The organism is Mesobacillus stamsii (assembly GCF_030814065.1).
GTDB classification, from domain to species: Bacteria; Bacillota; Bacilli; order Bacillales; family Cytobacillaceae; genus Mesobacillus; species Mesobacillus stamsii.
In genome coordinates this window covers 1-16,134 of sequence record NZ_JAUSUN010000031.1, presented here as the reverse complement: position 1 = coordinate 16,134, position 16,134 = coordinate 1, and the positions used below count along the sequence as shown (strand labels likewise).

At 42.8% G+C, this 16,134-nt stretch carries 17 protein-coding genes; 10 read left to right on the top strand and 7 right to left on the bottom strand.

Annotated elements, in window-relative coordinates; all coding sequences use genetic code 11:
• Window positions 1–57: 57 nt before the first annotated feature.
• A complete protein-coding gene (locus tag J2S25_RS17290; RefSeq protein WP_044393829.1) occupies window positions 58–243 on the top strand; it encodes a YhzD family protein in 186 nt (61 codons plus the stop codon).
• Window positions 244–276: 33 nt separating this feature from the next.
• Here J2S25_RS17290 and J2S25_RS17285 read toward each other — a convergent pair whose 3' ends face one another.
• The 4 genes from J2S25_RS17285 to J2S25_RS17270 all read right to left on the bottom strand — a co-directional run bounded on the left by J2S25_RS17285 (window position 277) and on the right by J2S25_RS17270 (window position 4,369).
• Window positions 277–1,068 carry an enoyl-CoA hydratase gene (locus J2S25_RS17285; RefSeq protein WP_084221805.1) on the bottom strand — a complete coding sequence of 264 codons (792 nt, stop codon included), beginning with the start codon at window positions 1,066–1,068 and terminating at the stop codon, window positions 277–279.
• Window positions 1,069–1,357: 289 nt separating this feature from the next.
• The gene (locus J2S25_RS17280) at window positions 1,358–2,875 is read right to left on the bottom strand and encodes a coproporphyrinogen III oxidase (RefSeq protein WP_044393828.1); all 1,518 of its coding nucleotides are present in this window, start codon (window positions 2,873–2,875) and stop codon (window positions 1,358–1,360) included.
• Between the two features lie 134 nt (window positions 2,876–3,009).
• Window positions 3,010–3,882 (bottom strand): Cof-type HAD-IIB family hydrolase, encoded by an 873-nt coding sequence (locus tag J2S25_RS17275; RefSeq protein WP_044393827.1) that lies wholly within the window; start codon window positions 3,880–3,882, stop codon window positions 3,010–3,012.
• 127 nt (window positions 3,883–4,009) lie between these two features.
• On the bottom strand, window positions 4,010–4,369 hold the full coding sequence (locus J2S25_RS17270) for a YlbF/YmcA family competence regulator (RefSeq protein WP_044393855.1): 360 nt from the start codon (window positions 4,367–4,369) through the stop codon (window positions 4,010–4,012).
• A 203-nt stretch (window positions 4,370–4,572) separates the two neighbouring features.
• On the opposite strand from J2S25_RS17270, the gene J2S25_RS17265 reads away from it, so the two are divergent.
• From J2S25_RS17265 to J2S25_RS17250, 4 genes are read left to right on the top strand one after another with little or no spacing between them, the layout of a single operon-like run.
• A complete protein-coding gene (locus J2S25_RS17265) occupies window positions 4,573–5,676 on the top strand; it encodes a YheC/YheD family endospore coat-associated protein (RefSeq protein WP_307192503.1) in 1,104 nt (367 codons plus the stop codon).
• A gap of 20 nt (window positions 5,677–5,696) precedes the next feature.
• Window positions 5,697–6,782, top strand: coding sequence for a YheC/YheD family endospore coat-associated protein (locus J2S25_RS17260; protein ID WP_044393823.1), 1,086 nt, complete (start codon window positions 5,697–5,699; stop codon window positions 6,780–6,782).
• On the top strand, window positions 6,779–8,146 hold the full coding sequence (locus tag J2S25_RS17255; RefSeq protein WP_044393822.1) for a YheC/YheD family endospore coat-associated protein: 1,368 nt from the start codon (window positions 6,779–6,781) through the stop codon (window positions 8,144–8,146). The genes J2S25_RS17260 and J2S25_RS17255 overlap by 4 nt, the downstream gene beginning before the upstream one ends.
• Complete coding sequence (locus tag J2S25_RS17250) at window positions 8,143–9,333, top strand: YheC/YheD family endospore coat-associated protein (RefSeq protein WP_044393821.1); 1,191 nt, start codon at window positions 8,143–8,145, stop codon at window positions 9,331–9,333. Before J2S25_RS17255 ends, J2S25_RS17250 begins: the two co-directional genes overlap by 4 nt.
• 139 nt (window positions 9,334–9,472) lie before the next feature.
• On the opposite strand, the gene J2S25_RS17245 is transcribed toward J2S25_RS17250, so the two are convergent.
• Window positions 9,473–9,733, bottom strand: a complete 261-nt coding sequence (locus J2S25_RS17245; RefSeq protein ID WP_307192502.1) for a metal-sensitive transcriptional regulator — start codon at window positions 9,731–9,733, stop codon at window positions 9,473–9,475.
• Window positions 9,734–9,882: 149 nt separating this feature from the next.
• On the opposite strand from J2S25_RS17245, the gene J2S25_RS17240 reads away from it, so the two are divergent.
• The gene (locus J2S25_RS17240; protein ID WP_307192501.1) at window positions 9,883–10,785 is read left to right on the top strand and encodes a PucR family transcriptional regulator; all 903 of its coding nucleotides are present in this window, start codon (window positions 9,883–9,885) and stop codon (window positions 10,783–10,785) included.
• 124 nt (window positions 10,786–10,909) lie between these two features.
• The gene (locus tag J2S25_RS17235) at window positions 10,910–12,010 is read left to right on the top strand and encodes an ABC transporter ATP-binding protein (RefSeq protein WP_044393815.1); all 1,101 of its coding nucleotides are present in this window, start codon (window positions 10,910–10,912) and stop codon (window positions 12,008–12,010) included.
• Between the two features lie 47 nt (window positions 12,011–12,057).
• On the opposite strand, the gene J2S25_RS17230 is transcribed toward J2S25_RS17235, so the two are convergent.
• Window positions 12,058–12,300 carry a hypothetical protein gene (locus J2S25_RS17230; RefSeq protein ID WP_307192500.1) on the bottom strand — a complete coding sequence of 81 codons (243 nt, stop codon included), beginning with the start codon at window positions 12,298–12,300 and terminating at the stop codon, window positions 12,058–12,060.
• Between the two features lie 327 nt (window positions 12,301–12,627).
• Between J2S25_RS17230 and J2S25_RS17225 the strand changes: the two genes are divergently transcribed.
• Window positions 12,628–12,831 carry an alpha/beta-type small acid-soluble spore protein gene (locus J2S25_RS17225; RefSeq protein WP_044393811.1) on the top strand — a complete coding sequence of 68 codons (204 nt, stop codon included), beginning with the start codon at window positions 12,628–12,630 and terminating at the stop codon, window positions 12,829–12,831.
• A gap of 83 nt (window positions 12,832–12,914) precedes the next feature.
• Here the strand turns inward: J2S25_RS17225 and fumC are convergent, their stop codons facing one another.
• Window positions 12,915–14,291, bottom strand: a complete 1,377-nt coding sequence (fumC, locus tag J2S25_RS17220) for a class II fumarate hydratase (protein WP_307192499.1) — start codon at window positions 14,289–14,291, stop codon at window positions 12,915–12,917.
• 259 nt (window positions 14,292–14,550) lie between these two features.
• On the opposite strand from fumC, the gene J2S25_RS17215 reads away from it, so the two are divergent.
• Window positions 14,551–14,904 (top strand): hypothetical protein, encoded by a 354-nt coding sequence (locus tag J2S25_RS17215; protein WP_241768481.1) that lies wholly within the window; start codon window positions 14,551–14,553, stop codon window positions 14,902–14,904.
• Window positions 14,885–15,787, top strand: a complete 903-nt coding sequence (locus J2S25_RS17210; RefSeq protein WP_241768480.1) for a transposase — start codon at window positions 14,885–14,887, stop codon at window positions 15,785–15,787. Before J2S25_RS17215 ends, J2S25_RS17210 begins: the two co-directional genes overlap by 20 nt.
• Window positions 15,788–16,134 lie beyond the last annotated feature (347 nt).

Sequence of the window (16,134 nt, the reverse complement as noted above, 5' to 3'; positions counted from 1 at the left end):
ATAATTATGCAAAAATAATAGTAATCATCTGAATTTTATAACAAAGGAGATTTTGTTATGGATACATACAAACTGACAGCCTTTGAATCAAATGGAGAAAAACTGATGGATGAATCGTTTCAGGCCGGAAATGATGACGAGGCAAAAGAAATCGGCGCAAAAATGCTCGAAGAAAAGAACTTAAGCGATAAAACACACCGCTGTACTTCACCGAGAGGAAAGTTGATATTGTTTCATCCGTAAAAAAAGCGAAGAGGACCTTCCTCTTCGCTTTTTTTATCTACCTTTGAAATGGGGCTTTCTCTTTTCGAGGAAAGCTTTTATGCCTTCTTGATGATCTTCTGTTTGACGCATTTTAAATTGTCCGTATTTTTCCAATTCCAAAATTTTCAGTAATGAAGATCGATTTTTTTCGGCAATGATTTTTTTGGTTTTGATCATTGCCTGTACCGGTTTGTTCAGCCATTCCTGTACTTTTTGATCAACTGCTGCGCTGAAATCTGCTTCCGTTACTTCATCAATCATTCCAAGTCGGAATGCCTCTGTTGCCGATAGCGTCGTACCATTCCATATCACCTGCTTCGCCTTTGTTTCTCCCAGCCGCTCTTCCATGAAAAAGTGTCCGCCCCCATCAGGAATCAAGCCAATTCCAATAAAATTCATCGCAATTTTGCTCGATGGCTCAGCAATAATGTAATCCGTCGCTAGGGCAAGACTGAAGCCAAGACCAGCCGCAGCTCCTGTTACAGCACTGATCGTTAACTTAGGCATGTTGTAAAGGGTGACAATCATGTCATGAATATCATCCATCACATTGTAGAAATCGCTTTCATTTTCATTGGATAGCATTGTTTTAATATCGCCGCCAGCAGAAAAAGCACGACCTGCCCCTTTTATCACCACGATATCGATTTCATCCGACTGGCAGATTTCTTTAAGGTTCTTCGTGATTCCCCTGATCATTTCCACATCAAGGGCGTTCAGTGATTCGGGTCTGTTCATTTCCAGGACAGCTACACGCCCGTCCATGCCTAACTTTACAGTGTCCGTTGGAAACTCAATCGCCACCTTTATCCCCTCCAATAGTCCGTATATTTTTATTATATAGGGAGATGGTATATTTTAAAAAACTTTTTTTGATAGAATGTTCTGGTCATGGACTGGAAAATCTTCTGCGTTTTCCAGTTCGCGGAATTCATCCACTTTTTCGCGGGATTATGGTGAATTTTCGCGGAATTCTTTGTCTTTTTCGCGGAATCAAGGTGCGTTTTAGCGGAAATCCAGCTTTGAATAGCTTAATCTTCTTTTTTTATCCAAAATTAACCCCTAAACAGGTCAAAATAGCTCCCGAAATGAATCATTCGGGAGCGTTCTTCCCTTTGTTGAACAATGAATCAAGAATTCCAATCTTTTTAGCAGCATATTCTACAAAGCTATCGTTATAGGACTTAGGATCCTTTGGATTGGAAAATTGCGTGATGCTGCCGGTCTCTGGATCGATGAATTTACTTGATGCGCCGCAGCCAAGGCCAATGATGGTCTGCTGTTCTTCCATGATGATGATATTGTACAGGCTTTCCTGACCTGGAAAGGCGTACCCTACATTCTCCAGATTCCCGAGAATGTTTTTTTGCCTATAAAGATAATATGGCACATAGTCATGCTCTTTCGTCCAAGTTTCTGCCATCTTCATCATTTCTTCGATTTCAATGCGGTCAGCGACTTTGTATTTCTGTTTGTTCCTCGTCATTTCTGATGCTCTTTTAAAGGAAAGCGTATGGACTGTCAGCGATTCCGGCATCAGCTTTTTTGTTTCAGCAAGCGTATGGTCGAATTCCTTCGTCCCTTCACCTGGAAGACCGATAATCAAATCCATATTGATATTGTTCATGCCCATTCCGCGGGCAAGATGGAATTTTTCAATCGTTTCTTCCACCGTATGATGACGGCCGATTGCCTTCAATGTTTCCTGGATGTAAGACTGCGGATTGATGCTGATCCGGTCAATATTCCACTTTTTCAAGACTTCCAGTTTTTCAGGTGTGATCGTGTCTGGACGGCCGGCTTCGACTGTTACTTCCCTGATGTTTTCGACATCCGGAAACGATTGATGGACCTCTTCATAAAGCATGTCCATCTCCTCGGCTGTAATGGAAGTCGGTGTTCCTCCTCCATAATAAATCGTCGTGATTTTACGATTATTTTTCTTCAGCCAGTCGCCGATTTGTCGTATTTCATAGTGGAGACCGCCAAGGAACGAATCGACTGAACCCTGACGTCCGTTGATTGCGTATGCTGGGAAGGTACAATACGCACATTTTGTCGGGCAGAAAGGGATGCCGATATAGATGCTAACCCCATTTTTTAAATGGTACAGATCTGGAAGAACAGCAAGCTGACGATCGACAATTCGCTGCATGAGCTTGATTTTTTCATCTGAAATCAAATATTGCTCTTTCAGTTCTTTATGGGCTGTCTCCAGCTCTGCTCCTTCACGAAGTTTCTTGTGCAGAAGCTTAGTCGGCCGGACGCCGGTAAGAATTCCCCACTTCTGGATGATGCCTGTCCAGTTTTGGAGCACTTGTAAATACGCTCTTGAAACAACCGTTTTGGACAGTTTGAATGCTTCTTTTTCGCTTAAGCCTGCAGGAACTTTTTTATTGGCCTCTGCGGTAAAAATCTTCCCATCCTGCGGGATTAAAACTGCTTTTACAAGAATGGTTTCTTCGAAATAAACTTCAAAATCAATTCTTGCGTCTGCTTCTGGTTCAGTTTCGCCGAAATTCACTTTTGATTCCTCGAAAAATAGATTCGCGATCAGCTCCAATGGCCGTTGGAACCTTTCATCAGCCAAGCCTTTTATATGAATTCTCATGAAATTATCACCTTTTCCATTTAACATGCTGCAATAAGTGTAATAGAATGGGGATGCACTGTAAAGGCTACCCGTTTTAAACTGCAAATCAATCATTAATAAAAGCATGCCTACAGTCAGGCATGCTTCTATTTTTACATTTTAATAATATTCATTTTTCGAAGAAATTCAATTGGCTGCTGTTTGCGGAAGTGTTCCTTAACCATATAGCTGACGCCGTGCTGGTTATTGGAACGGGTCACCCAATCCGCAGCCTTCTTAACTTCGGGAGTGGCATTGCCCATCGCTACACCCAAGCCACAAGCTTCAATCATATCGATATCGTCCCTGCTATCGCCGATTGCGACCATTTCCTTCAGCGGGATGCCAAGATGCTCGCCAAGCTGGATCAGGCCATTTAGCTTAGATACACCTTCAGGCATGATATCGAGCCGATACTCATTCAACTTCGAAACGGAGACTTCTGAAAACATTCCGTTGATCGCCTGCTGTGCATCTGCCAGATCTTTCTCATACTCAAAGTAGACTTCAATCTTAGGCAAAGATATCGGATCATTCACAAGTGTATCACTAATAGAATCCGTGAATTGCTGTGAATAGAAAATCGGGTCACCCGAAGTGAACACTGTTTTTGCCAACAAATTATGATTTAATTTATACTTATTAGCCAGCGAAAACTTTTCATGAACCAATCGAATCTGACATGGAAAGCTTTCGAGGAACCTGACGAGCTGAAAGGTCATATCCTCTGGAATTCTTTTTTCAAACACAGGATCGCTGCGGAGATCATGTGAAATATATGCGCCAAGATGGGTTACTAGCAATGAATGTATTTTCAACGCTTTCGCCACTTTTTTGGCAGATGGGAAGCTTCTGGAGGTTACTAATGTAACATAAATCCCCTTTTGCTGGACGTACTCGATCGCATCCCTTGTTGATTTATGGAGCCTTCCATTCGATTGTAGAATCGTTCCATCCACGTTTAGCGCAAGAAGACGGTAAATCATGTTTATGCCCCCATTTCTTCGGTGTTTTTATCCTTAATTAACTTGTATGATAAAAACCGAAAGAATAGAACAGGAGCGCCATTCGAAAAAGACTCTCGGTATGTTGCCTCCGGGAGTCCTGAAAAATCTACTGTTGATACTCTGGGTTACCATAAAGCTCTTCTAGAGGCTTCATAATGATCTGATTAAGCTCCGCAATGACCATGCTCATTCTTTGTTCTGCTTCCATCAGTTTGGAAATCGACTCATGCTGCTGAACCAATGCTACCGTCTTTTGTGCCTGCTCTACTTCTTCCTGGGTAATCTCCTGGCCGGTCATTTGCTTTTCCTGCAGCTGAAGCTGGATATTGCGGAAGTTCTCAAACATCGTTTTTGCCGATGGGTCACTGTTCACCTCATCGTAAAGTTGCTTCAATTCTGTGTATTCCGTACTGTTCCTAATTGCTTTTTCTAAATCATAGGCTGAATCGTAAGTATTGACTGCCATTTCCATCACTCCTTCTCCATTTAACACTCCACTACACTATAACAAACTATGATGCTCCATGCCAAAAGTTCAAGTTAGCAGAAACTTCCGTTGCACCAAAATCACCAATAACCACCATTATTCATACCATGAAATATATGTGTTTGCCTATTTTACAAAAGGCTGTTTCCATACGGCAGCTTTTAAAAAAATGGGGGGAATCTATGAGATTAACTACATTTAAAAGTCAATCTACTCAGCCCGTCATTGCATTGCTGACTGAGATAAACGAAGATGGCCGACCAAACTTCGGCAAAGTCCATTCCTTTTGTGAAGAACTCCATCAAGGGATTTCGGATTTAGGTGGAAGCTTTTACGTTTTTTCACTGAAAAGCTTTTCTGAAAAAGGTGTTGAGGGCTTTTTTTACAATCAGGACACCGAGGAATGGACGAAGGATTTCCTCCCTTTACCTGATGTCATTTACAACCGGATCTCTTCCCGAAGAACCGAATTCAGCAAAAGATTTATCGATTTTTTAAATAAATTGGATAGATTGGGAATAAAGTTCTTTAATCATCGCTTTCTTTCCAAATGGGAAATACATGAATTTTTAATGATGGAGGAGCATTTGCGGTCCTTCCTACCAGAAACGCATTTATACAGCGACAGCGCGCTTAAAAAAATGCTGGAGCAGTATGATGAGCTCTATATTAAGCCAGTACATGGAAGCCAAGGGCGGAATATTATTCAGCTGACCCAGTCAGACGGCTTAATCAAGGTTTCCTTATCCTCCCTGCCGGCAAAGATTATCCCTCCGTTTCAGCAGGACGGGGGACTGGCACGCGCAATCGCGCAGCTAGTCGAGAAAAGGCTTTGCATCATTCAACAAGGGGTGCAGCTTGCCGAATTCAATGGCCGTACTATGGACTTCAGAATTCTCTGCCATAAAAATGCCCAACAATTCTGGAAGGTAACTTCGATTGTCGCCAGGGTTTCCGCCGAAACGTTTTTTGTTTCCAATATTGCTCGCGGTGGCGAAGTCATGAAGCCAGTGTACACACTTGCATTGCTTTTCGGGAAGGAACAGGCCCGGCATCAACTGGCACTGATGAAGGAGCTGGCACTCGAAACCGCTGAAACAATCAGCCGGAATGCTGCGGGGCATCATGCAGAGCTTGGAATCGATATTGGAATCGACACGAAAGGAAAGTTATGGCTGATCGAAGCAAACTCCAAACCATCTAAGAATTTTGAAGAGCGAGGCTCTAAAATCAGACCTTCGACGAAAGCCGTGATTGACCATTGCTACGGACTTTGTGAGCGTTAGCCCAAAAGGAGACAGGAAAAATGATTTCATTTGGAATGATGGCACGATCATTCAATAGTGAGCACCGCTACTTTACTGAAATTGCCAGGCGTGCAAATCCTGAAAAATTTACTTGCTTCAGGTTTTCGCCAGCAAATATCCAGCCGATTACCGAAGTGGTAATGGGAGAGAAATATGACGCCAAGAAAGGGAAGTGGGAAAAGGCACAGTTTCCGCTGCCAACTATTATTTATGACAGATGCTTTTATGCAACGGACCTCGAATCAAAACAGGCTATGGCAATTGTAAAATGGCTGAAGAACCGGAAAGATATCACCTTTTTAGGTAATGGATTGCCAAATAAATGGAGGATATACGAGGTGCTATCCAGCTCCAAACTGGCTCCCTATGTTCCAGAAACCATTCTAGCCGCTAGCGGAAAAACTGTCCTCGCCCAGTTGAACAAGTGGAATACCGCCATCCTAAAACCAGTTTTCGGTTCTGGTGGTGCCGGAATCTTTAAAATAAAATATTCAGACAGAAAGTTCACACTCTCGGCTGACGTAAATGGCAGGCTATCAGAGACGGTGTTTGGATCGACGAGTGAGACAGAGAACTGGCTCAACAGACTTTTCAAAAAAAATGAATACATGATCCAGCCTTACCTCGCACTTTCCGATTCACAAAATCGTCCTTTCGATATTAGAATTCTGCTGCAAAAGGATCGGAGTGACAATTGGGTTTTGCGTGGAAAGGGAATACGACGCGGGCATCAGGATGGCATCCTGTCAAACCTGGCTGCAGGCGGTGAAATCGTTGCATTTGAAGACTTTGTAGGTTCGCTGGATGTCCGTACGAGGAACTTCCTTTCTCTCGAATTAGAAGAGATCCTCTCCATATTGCCCGGCATCCTTGAAGCGTCCTTTCCGAGATTATTTGAGCTCGGCATCGATATCGGCGTCTCAAAAGATTATGCATTATGGGTTTTGGATACGAATTCAAAGCCGGGCAGAAAGGTGATCACATCCATCGATCCCGAGTTGAAGGAAGTTCTCTACCAAGCTCCGCTTGAATTTGCGATGCTACTTTCGCAAACTCTGCCAGAAAGAGAGGAACAACATTTATGAGAAAAAAATATCCAGTGGAGTTTATTCATCACTCCAAGCAGCTTGTCTTCATCCCCGCAGATCTTCCAAATAGCAAGGATATTAGAAGAGTCGCTTTTGGCAATAAGCTGCTCCCTGTCACCGTCGCACCCCATCCTAAAGGGAGAAATGTAATTGTTTTGAGCAATGACGTTCAGAAAGAGCTTTCCATGCCGGATTTATCGGTTCCTCTGCATGTTTTCATCGACCAGCAGACACTGTTTATCGGTCCACTGATTGGCATCCTGACATCCGGATTCACCTCTTATCCTTTAAGGCCGATCGGCGAGCGATCGATGGTTTTCGCCAAGCTGCTCTCGGTCAACAAATCAGTTGGCGCCCTGCCGTTTGTTTTCGGCGAGGAGCATATCGATTGGGATCAAGGATTAATTGACGGCTATTTCTTTGTCGATGGCGGATGGAAGATATTGAAGGTTCCATTTCCTAATGTAATATACGATCGCCTCCCGAACAGACGAACGGAGAGGAAGTCGGAGCTACGCAGCTTAAAAGCAAGAATGCAAACCGATTATCTGATTCCTTGGTATAATCCTGGCTTTTTCTCAAAGCTTGATGTATTCGAACGGCTGCAGCAGGATGAACGGGCTGTTGAATACTTACCGGAAACCCATCAGTTTTCTTCTTTCTCTGTAATGGAACGGATGCTCTCAAACTATGGAAATGTCTATGTAAAACCAGCCAATGGAAGCCTTGGCCTCGGAATTCATCAAATCCTGTTTGATAAGCAGAATGGCTACTATTATTGCCGCTACCGGGATCAGGAAGGAATCAATAAATTAACGAAATTTGACAGTCTTGAAAAACTAATGAAAAAGATTTTTCATAACCGGAACCTGTCACAAATGATTGTCCAGCAGGGCATCCACCTGCTGCGCTCTGACAAGCGACTGATCGATTTCAGGGTGCATACGAATAAAGACGAATACGGACAGTGGCAGCTGGCAGCGATTGCCGCAAAAATTGCCGGAAATGGAAGTGTGACCACTCACGTAAACAACGGCGGCACAGTAAAATCACTAGATGAGTTATTCGAGGACCAAGAAGAGCGAGAAACATGTGAAAAAAAACTTACAAAGGCAGCCTTGACCTTAAGCTCCGTTTTAGAAAAAAACATGGAAGGAATAATTGGCGAGATTGGTTTTGATCTAGGAATCGATAAATCAGGAAAAGTCTGGTTGTTCGAGGCAAATTCAAAGCCAGGCAGGTCGATATTCAAACATCCGAAACTGAAAAATTTCGATTTGCTCACCCGTAAGCTTTCCTTGTCTTTTGGCGTTTTTTTGGCAGAAAAAGCCATTACTGCACCTGAGGAGCTTTTCCAATGAATCTAAGCTATCGTCCAGAATCGAAGGAATGGACTCATGAAGCCAAAGCTTTAGAAACCATCAGCTTTGGCTTTAATGAAATCGCAATTCGTTCCACCCCTTCAAGCATTCGCTCCAAGGAGACACTTTCGTTCCCTTTCAAAAATAAGGATGGTAATCTTGGTCCGCTAGTGGGAGTTATGACTTCCATGAGCAAAGAGATGGCCCTGGCAGGAAATAGTTCCTTATTCCAATCACTGCAGAAATTGATCAGGGAACGCAATGGACTGGTTGTTGTTTTCCCTCCGGAAACCGTCGTCAAAGATGGCCTTACTGGGCTCACATTTTTACCAGAAGCTAACATATGGATCCCTGTCAAGACACCGCTACCCCATCTCGTCTTCAACCGTGTACCATTTAGAAAAGCAGAACAGCAACAAGCTTTCAAGGACGCAGCCAATTATTTCACTGCACTCGGTATTCCTTTCTTCAATCCGGCTTTTCTAAATAAAGACACGTTGTACGCCATTTTTGCAAGCCATCCATCATTAAGGAAGCACATGCCTGAAAGTATTAGTGTCAAAACGATGATTCAGCTGGCAGCGTTTCTTGAAAAACATCAGGGTATTTACCTGAAGCCTGCAGCTTCCTCCAAAGGTATCGGGATTTTCCGGCTTCGGCAGCTAAATGGACATATCGAGATTAAGAGTCGTTCTCACCGCAATATGTTTACAAATGTGGAGGAATTTTGGAAGGCAAAATCAAGGCAATTGTTAAAACACGATTATATTGCACAAAAAGAGATCAAGCCTGCAGCTATCGATGGAAAACGGTTTGATTTCCGCGTCCATGCCCACGATGGACTGAATGGTTATGAAGTAACCGGGATCGGCATCCGCCAATCAGAGCAAGAAGACTTGACCACTCACGTACCGAATGGCGGAATCGTGCTTCCCTATCGGAAAGTAAAGCATCCTAGACATGATGAATTTTTCGCTTGGGCAGTAAAAGAAATCGGACAGCTGTTAACAAAAAAACTCGGTTATTTCGGCGAATTCTCGCTTGATGCTGCGCTCACTGAAGAAGAGGAATATGTCATTTTTGAAGTGAATTCGAAGCCGATGAGCTTCGATGAAACCCAAATCGAAGAAAAAAGGATCCTTGCACTTGTTGATTTATTTTTCCGAAAAACTGGTTTTTCCGATTGAGGTTCCTTCCCCTCCATAAAGTTACCGAAACCCCAGAGATCCGTTTAACCTGGGGCTTGACACCGAGACTATCCGTCGCATTTACAATCCAAATGACAAAACCAAAAAAAGACACCACATCCAAAGGGATGCTGGTGTCTTATCTGCTTTTCACAATCATATTGACTACCTCTTTAATTGCTTCATCTGCTTCTTTTCCTTCTTTTGATGCTTCCGTGATGCATGATTCCAGGTTCTTAGCTACGATAACACCAATTGTCCGGTCTACTGCAGAACGGACCGCAGATAATTGTGTGACAACATCCTTGCAGTGATTTTCTTCTTCCATCATCCGGATCACACCGCGAACTTGCCCTTCCAGCCGCTTTAAGCGATTTTTCATTTCTTGCGTGTATTCCATTTCCCTGCACCTCTCTCCTACTTACTCCGTACTTCATCTATTATCTTCGTTATTTCTATCAGTTTCTCCCAGATCACACATTTAAAAGTCACACCTGTTATAATATAAGATATGTTCATTTTAATCAAATGAAATTTGAGGATACTAATATGATGAATAAAATAGTAGCTTATTTCCCTGATTCTGTCACGTATAATCATTTTCCCACTCATCCATCATCTGACCATTACTGGTTTCACAGTACCGCAGAGAAGCCGTTGTGGATCAGCATTCCAAAGGAACATATATCGGAGGACCAGCTTGACTTGCTGAAGAATCTGCTTCAGTATGTTGAAATTGATCACCAGATCGCTTCCCTTTCTGGGAAAGCACTTGCGTGGAGTGATTTTCTTTTCCATGGTGGAACAATACCGCAGTCAGCTGCTGATGAGGTTCGTTTCATCCAATTCCAGCTTCAAGGAAAAAACATCGAAACAGAGGAAATCAATGAAGCTTTGAAAGGCTTTTTTCCTGACCATACAATCCTCTGGATGAAGGATTCCTATGGAATGATCATGGAAGAAAAGAAGGAAATCATCGAAAATGCCGACGAGCTTCAATCGATATCAGCAACATTAGAAAGCGACTTTTTTATGAAAATTGCTTTTTATCTCGGCAAATTCCAAACAGTTTCCGAGCAGCTCCCTGACCATTTCCGCAACGAAAAACAGGTATTTCATGAAGTAATGAAACTTACGAATCGGAGAGAAGTTTTCACATTTGAAAAAGCGTTCCCAATGCTCCTGGCAACACAGCTCCCAGCTCATCTACAGGAGATTCTCGCCAATTCCATTCTAGAACCATTCAGAGATGACAAAGAGCTGATGGCTACGATCAGAACATTCCTGGAGAGCAACTCCAATGTTTCTCTTGCAGCGAAGAAATTGTATGTACATCGGAATACCCTTCAGTACCGACTGGAAAAATTCACCGAAAAAACCGGCGTGCAGCTAAAGGATTTTGACGCAGCGATCGTCGTTTATTTTGCCGGTCTTTTTAAAGAACTGTATTGATTTACTTACTTTGAGCATATTGCATAAAAGGGCTTTCATTTTTTTGTGCATCCTGCTGATGATTAATGGCTGGCCTTTCCGTTACACTATTCTTGTAGACAAACATTCAGGGGAGGCTTTAAAAATGGCCGAGTTAAAATTAGACCACATATATAAAGTTTATGATAACAAAGTAACGGCAGTAGAAGACTTCAACCTGCAAATCGATGACAAAGAATTCGTCGTATTTGTCGGACCATCGGGCTGTGGTAAATCCACCACTCTTCGGATGATCGCAGGTCTTGAGGAAATTTCTAAAGGTGATTTCTACATCGACGGAAAGCGCGTCAACGACGTTCCTCCTAAGGACCGAGATATCGCGATGGTTTTCCAAAACTATGCATTGTATCCGCATATGACAGTATATGATAACATGGCATTCGGTTTGAAGCTTCGTAAATTTCCCAAAGACGAAATCGACCGCCGTGTGAAAGAAGCAGCAAAAATTCTTGGTCTTGAGCCATATTTGGATCGCAAACCAAAGGCACTTTCCGGCGGTCAGCGCCAGCGTGTTGCTTTAGGACGCGCCATCGTCCGCGATGCTAAAGTATTCTTAATGGATGAACCATTATCGAACCTTGATGCAAAACTGCGTGTACAGATGCGTGCGGAAATTGCGAAACTTCACCGACGCCTGAATACAACCACAATTTACGTAACACATGACCAGACGGAAGCGATGACAATGGCAACACGCCTGGTAGTTATGAAAGACGGCATTATCCATCAGGTTGGAGCACCAAAAGAAGTGTATGAAAATCCTGAGAACATCTTCGTAGGCGGATTTATCGGTTCTCCTTCTATGAACTTTTTTACAGGAAAGCTTGAAGAAGGCAAGTTCACCATCAACCAAACTTCCGTCGCTATTCCAGAAGGAAAAATGAAAATGCTGCGCACTAAGGGATATGTAGGGAAAACTGTCGTCCTCGGCGTAAGACCAGAAGATCTGCACGACGAACCATTATTCATCGATGCTTCCCACGGTGCTACGATCAAAGCAACTGTGGAGGTATCTGAATTGACTGGTGCCGAAACGATGATCTATTCTCAATTAGAAGGACAAGATTTCGTTGCCCGTGTGGATTCCCGCTCAGATGTTAATCCAGGCCAGATCATTGAACTGGCATTTGATATGAATAAAGTTCACTTCTTCGATGCAGAAACAGAAAGTAGGATTCGGTCATAAGGAAGAAAGCAACCATTGCGGTTGCTTTTTTTATGCACTTAAATCGATTATTCTTTGATAAAAAATATCTTGCTTGTCCCGCATCGTGGACATATAAACAAATGTGGGCATTCTTCCTCTAGAAAATCCGCAGGATAACCGTCTTCTAGTTTCATTTGATCAATAGGCATATACGGGCTGTAATCATCATAAAGGTCTGCTTCTCTGCCGCTGTTTTCCATGCTGCCACTGCAGTTTGGACAAGGCAGAGCAACATTCATAAAGCCATTGCATACTGGACATATCCCCATTCCTTTCCATCCCTTCTCCTGTTGTGCTACCAATAGTTTGTGTGGAGAAACTTCGGTTATGTAGAGGAATATCAATGGTATTACTTACCTTTACGGTCTAGCGCATAAACTTTTTGAAACAAAACATACTAGTTATTAATAAAGCAGCAAGAAAAAACATTGGGTTAAGCCTAGAAGGCAGCTATAACGCGCGCCGGTGCAATTCCGGCTTGCCCAGCCAATCTCTTCCTCATGGGTTAAGCAAGGTTGACATGGCAAAAGCCATGATTGGTTCGACTCCAATACTAACCCAAATACAACTCTGAAAACTCAAAGGAGGAAATATTAATGGCTAGCAGTAACAACTCTAATCAATTATTAGTTCCTGGTGTTCAACAAGCTCTTGATCAAATGAAGTACGAAATCGCAACAGAATTTGGAGTTCAGCTTGGCGCTGAAACTACATCTCGTGCTAACGGATCAGTTGGTGGAGAAATCACTAAGCGCCTTGTACAAATGGCCGAGCAGCAACTTGGCGGATCTTCACGCTAACTTTTCGTTCCCAATTAAATAATCATGGCTTAAGCCCCCTTTATAAGGGGGCTTTTCTTTTTCCCTAATTTCTTCCGATAAAATTAAATCATCTTTTCAGGTTTGACCCACTCATCATACTGCTCTGCTGTTACATAACCTGTTTTTAGAGCAGCTTCCTTCAAAGTCGTATTTTCCTTGAAAGCAAGCTTAGCGATTTCAGCTGCTTTTTCATAACCGATATGCGGATTCAAGGATGTGACAAGCATAAGCGAGCGGTCCACATGGCCAGCAATGACGTCCAAATTCGCTTCTATTCCTTCGGCACAGTTAGTATTGAAAGACTTCATTCCATCTGCCAGCAGTCTTGCGCTTTGCAGGAAGTTATAAATAATCACCGGCTTGAAAACATTTAATTCAAAATTCCCCTGGCTTGCTGCAAATCCGATTGTCGCATCATTTCCAAAAACCTGGGTTGCCACCATTGTCAATGCTTCACTTTGCGTCGGATTGACTTTGCCTGGCATGATGGAACTACCTGGTTCATTAGCCGGTATCGACAGCTCACCAATTCCACTTCTTGGGCCACTGGCAAGCCAGCGGACGTCATTAGCAATTTTCATCAAGTCAGCTGCCAGCCCTTTTAGCGCTCCATGAAGAAAGACCATTTCATCATGTGAAGTCAGAGCCTGAAATTTATTTGGTGCAGAATGGAAGGTTTCTCCAAGCTGACTGCTGAGCTGGCTTGCAACCTGCTCACCAAAGTCTTTCGCTGCATTTATTCCTGTTCCGACAGCTGTTCCGCCAATTGCCAAATCTCTAGCATACTTGAGCCCATCCTCGATCATTTGTTTATCTTTTTCCAGCATCGCTTTCCATCCGCTGATTTCCTGTCCCAATGTCAAGGGAGTCGCATCTTGGAGATGGGTTCTGCCAATCTTGATAATTTCATTGAATTCCTGTTCCTTTTTCCTGAATGTCTCCTTTAGAAGCTCTAGAGCAGGCAATACTTCAGAAGTGACTTTTTTAACAGCGGCAATATGCATTGCAGTCGGGAATGTATCGTTCGAACTTTGCGACATATTCACATCATCATTCGCATGAACCTTTTCTTCCGCATGATCCGCAAGCAGTTCATTTGCTCTCCTAGCGACTACTTCATTGACGTTCATATTCGATTGAGTTCCACTTCCTGTCTGCCAAACAACCAACGGAAAATGGGTATCGAATTGCCCGGCAAGTATTTCCTCACAGGCTGCCTCAATCGCCTTTGCTTTCGTTTCCGATAACTTTCCAGAAGCAGCATTCACTCTTGCTGCCGCTTTCTTTACTTCAGCAAAAGCGTATATAACCTCAATTGGCATCTTTTCTGTCCCAATCTTGAAATTCTGCTTGCTTCGCTGCGTTTGTGCGCCCCAGTATTTATCTGCCGGCACCTTAATTTCACCAATGGTATCCCTTTCCACCCGAAAATCTGACAAAACAATCCCTCCTCAACCTAATATAGACTCTCGGCATTCGCCGAGTTAGACGAGACAAGGATTTCCTCGCCCCATCAAATTGACTTTCCTCCTACTTTGTAGGAGATTTTTTATTTATGGCAATATTTCAAACTGGAAATAAAATGTCGAAATATTGTTATAAAACATTCGAAAAACCACTTGACTTTTCAGAACCACCCCAATAATCGCGGTTGAAGGGATTTATTTCCTTACTAAAACCATGATTGAGGTGGAGATTTTGAAACCAATTTTTGTACCACATGAAGAGTATCAACAGTTCGTTTTGGATCAACTGCAGAAACACTATTCTGGTAGTATCCTTGTCCTTGTAAGTAATGATTGGCCTGTAATCAAAAAACTTTGGATTACCGATTTATCCAAAATCACAGCGATGCTAATGCCTTATTACAAGAATCGAGGGCCAGAACCACGAGATCCTGCTTCCATGATGCGTTCGTATCTACTTTTACTTTTAACCAATCCAACTAAGAGTATAGATGAATGGGTAGATGAACTTCGCCGTGTTCCCCTTTACGCTATTATTAGTGGCTTTGAACCCGGAGACACCCCCGGTGTCGGTACAATTTCATGACTTTTTCAAACGTGATGGCACGCCCATCGTCACCGCTTCACACACCCGAAGCAAATCCACTTGTAATTGCCATGCCCAAGGTATAGCGAAATGCAAGCATCCTCGTATTTACTCCCAGCCCGACTGCGATAGCGGATGGGATAGTCATCGAGAGAAGTACTATAACGGGTACTCTCTCTACATGATCAATGCTTGCGACAGCCCGTATGATTTACCTTTATACCCGCGTCTACACAAAGCTTCCTGTCACGACTCAATTGGCTTTGTGGTTAGCTGGGCTGAATTTTCGCAACGATTCAACTTGGGCACGATAGATAAAATGCTCCTTGATGCAGCGCATGACGCTGAAGCTATTTATAAACTAATTAATCATAAAAAGGTGGAGCCCATTATCGATTTAAATAAACGTACCAAAAAGAAGATGGAAACGGGCAGTGACATGACAATATCACCAGAAGGTATTCCCATTTGTCCAATTGGAAAAGAGATGAAGCCAAATGGATATGACCATACTCAAAATCGCCAGAAATGGCGTTGTCCACTCGCATGCGGGTCAAAAAACACGTGCACAACCCCTTGTTCAACTGCCAAGTATGGACGGACCTACCATACGCACAGTAAAGATAATTTGCGCTTGTTTCCCAAGACTTTACGGGGAACAGAAAAGTGGAAATGCACTTACAAACGACGCACCTCCGTTGAACGCTCAAACAAACGAGAAAAGATTGATTATCATTTAGAGGCTGGCAACCATCGCTCTACAATGATGTGGTACATGCGTATTTTTGGAATCATGATCTGTCAGCATATCGATGCCTGGTATAGTCACCGAGAAGATGAACTAAAAACTCTCAAAGAACATATTTTTCAAATCGCAGCCTAGTTGTCAGATTTTTTAAAAATTAAATAACTAAAGTTTATTTGGCATGCACATTTTTGAAAACGCAATGAAAATAGATGGTTACACCCCCAACCTAACCCTATTTCCAGTAATTTTTTGGGAAATACCCTAGAAATTCCGAGAGCCTATTAATTATTTATCCGCTTTCAGGATACCTTTTGTGAACTACTCCCACCACTTATCAACCTTACAGGTCGCTTGAAGTGGGGGCTTCTCGACTTATCGTTGCTTTTACTAGCCAACAAAAACTGACCGAGCTAACCCTCTTGTTCCAAGAGTTTTTGTTTCTATGCTAACGCTAATAATCTTAATCCTTCCTTTTTGATGTT

Bases quoted from the DNA above. Each gene is read 5' to 3' on its own strand.
- J2S25_RS17240 (WP_307192501.1), top strand. From the start codon at position 9,883: ATGATGAATAAAATAGTAGCTTATTTCCCTGATTCTGTCACGTATAAT.
- J2S25_RS17280 (WP_044393828.1), bottom strand. From the start codon at position 2,875: ATGAGAATTCATATAAAAGGCTTGGCTGATGAAAGGTTCCAACGGCCA.
- J2S25_RS17265 (WP_307192503.1), top strand. From the start codon at position 4,573: ATGAGATTAACTACATTTAAAAGTCAATCTACTCAGCCCGTCATTGCA.
- J2S25_RS17255 (WP_044393822.1), top strand. From the start codon at position 6,779: ATGAGAAAAAAATATCCAGTGGAGTTTATTCATCACTCCAAGCAGCTT.
- J2S25_RS17290 (WP_044393829.1), top strand. From the start codon at position 58: ATGGATACATACAAACTGACAGCCTTTGAATCAAATGGAGAAAAACTG.
- J2S25_RS17230 (WP_307192500.1), bottom strand. From the start codon at position 12,300: ATGGGGATATGTCCAGTATGCAATGGCTTTATGAATGTTGCTCTGCCT.
- J2S25_RS17260 (WP_044393823.1), top strand. From the start codon at position 5,697: ATGATTTCATTTGGAATGATGGCACGATCATTCAATAGTGAGCACCGC.
- J2S25_RS17245 (WP_307192502.1), bottom strand. From the start codon at position 9,733: ATGGAATACACGCAAGAAATGAAAAATCGCTTAAAGCGGCTGGAAGGG.
- J2S25_RS17250 (WP_044393821.1), top strand. From the start codon at position 8,143: ATGAATCTAAGCTATCGTCCAGAATCGAAGGAATGGACTCATGAAGCC.
- J2S25_RS17275 (WP_044393827.1), bottom strand. From the start codon at position 3,882: ATGATTTACCGTCTTCTTGCGCTAAACGTGGATGGAACGATTCTACAA.
- J2S25_RS17270 (WP_044393855.1), bottom strand. From the start codon at position 4,369: ATGGCAGTCAATACTTACGATTCAGCCTATGATTTAGAAAAAGCAATT.
- J2S25_RS17225 (WP_044393811.1), top strand. From the start codon at position 12,628: ATGGCTAGCAGTAACAACTCTAATCAATTATTAGTTCCTGGTGTTCAA.
- J2S25_RS17235 (WP_044393815.1), top strand. From the start codon at position 10,910: ATGGCCGAGTTAAAATTAGACCACATATATAAAGTTTATGATAACAAA.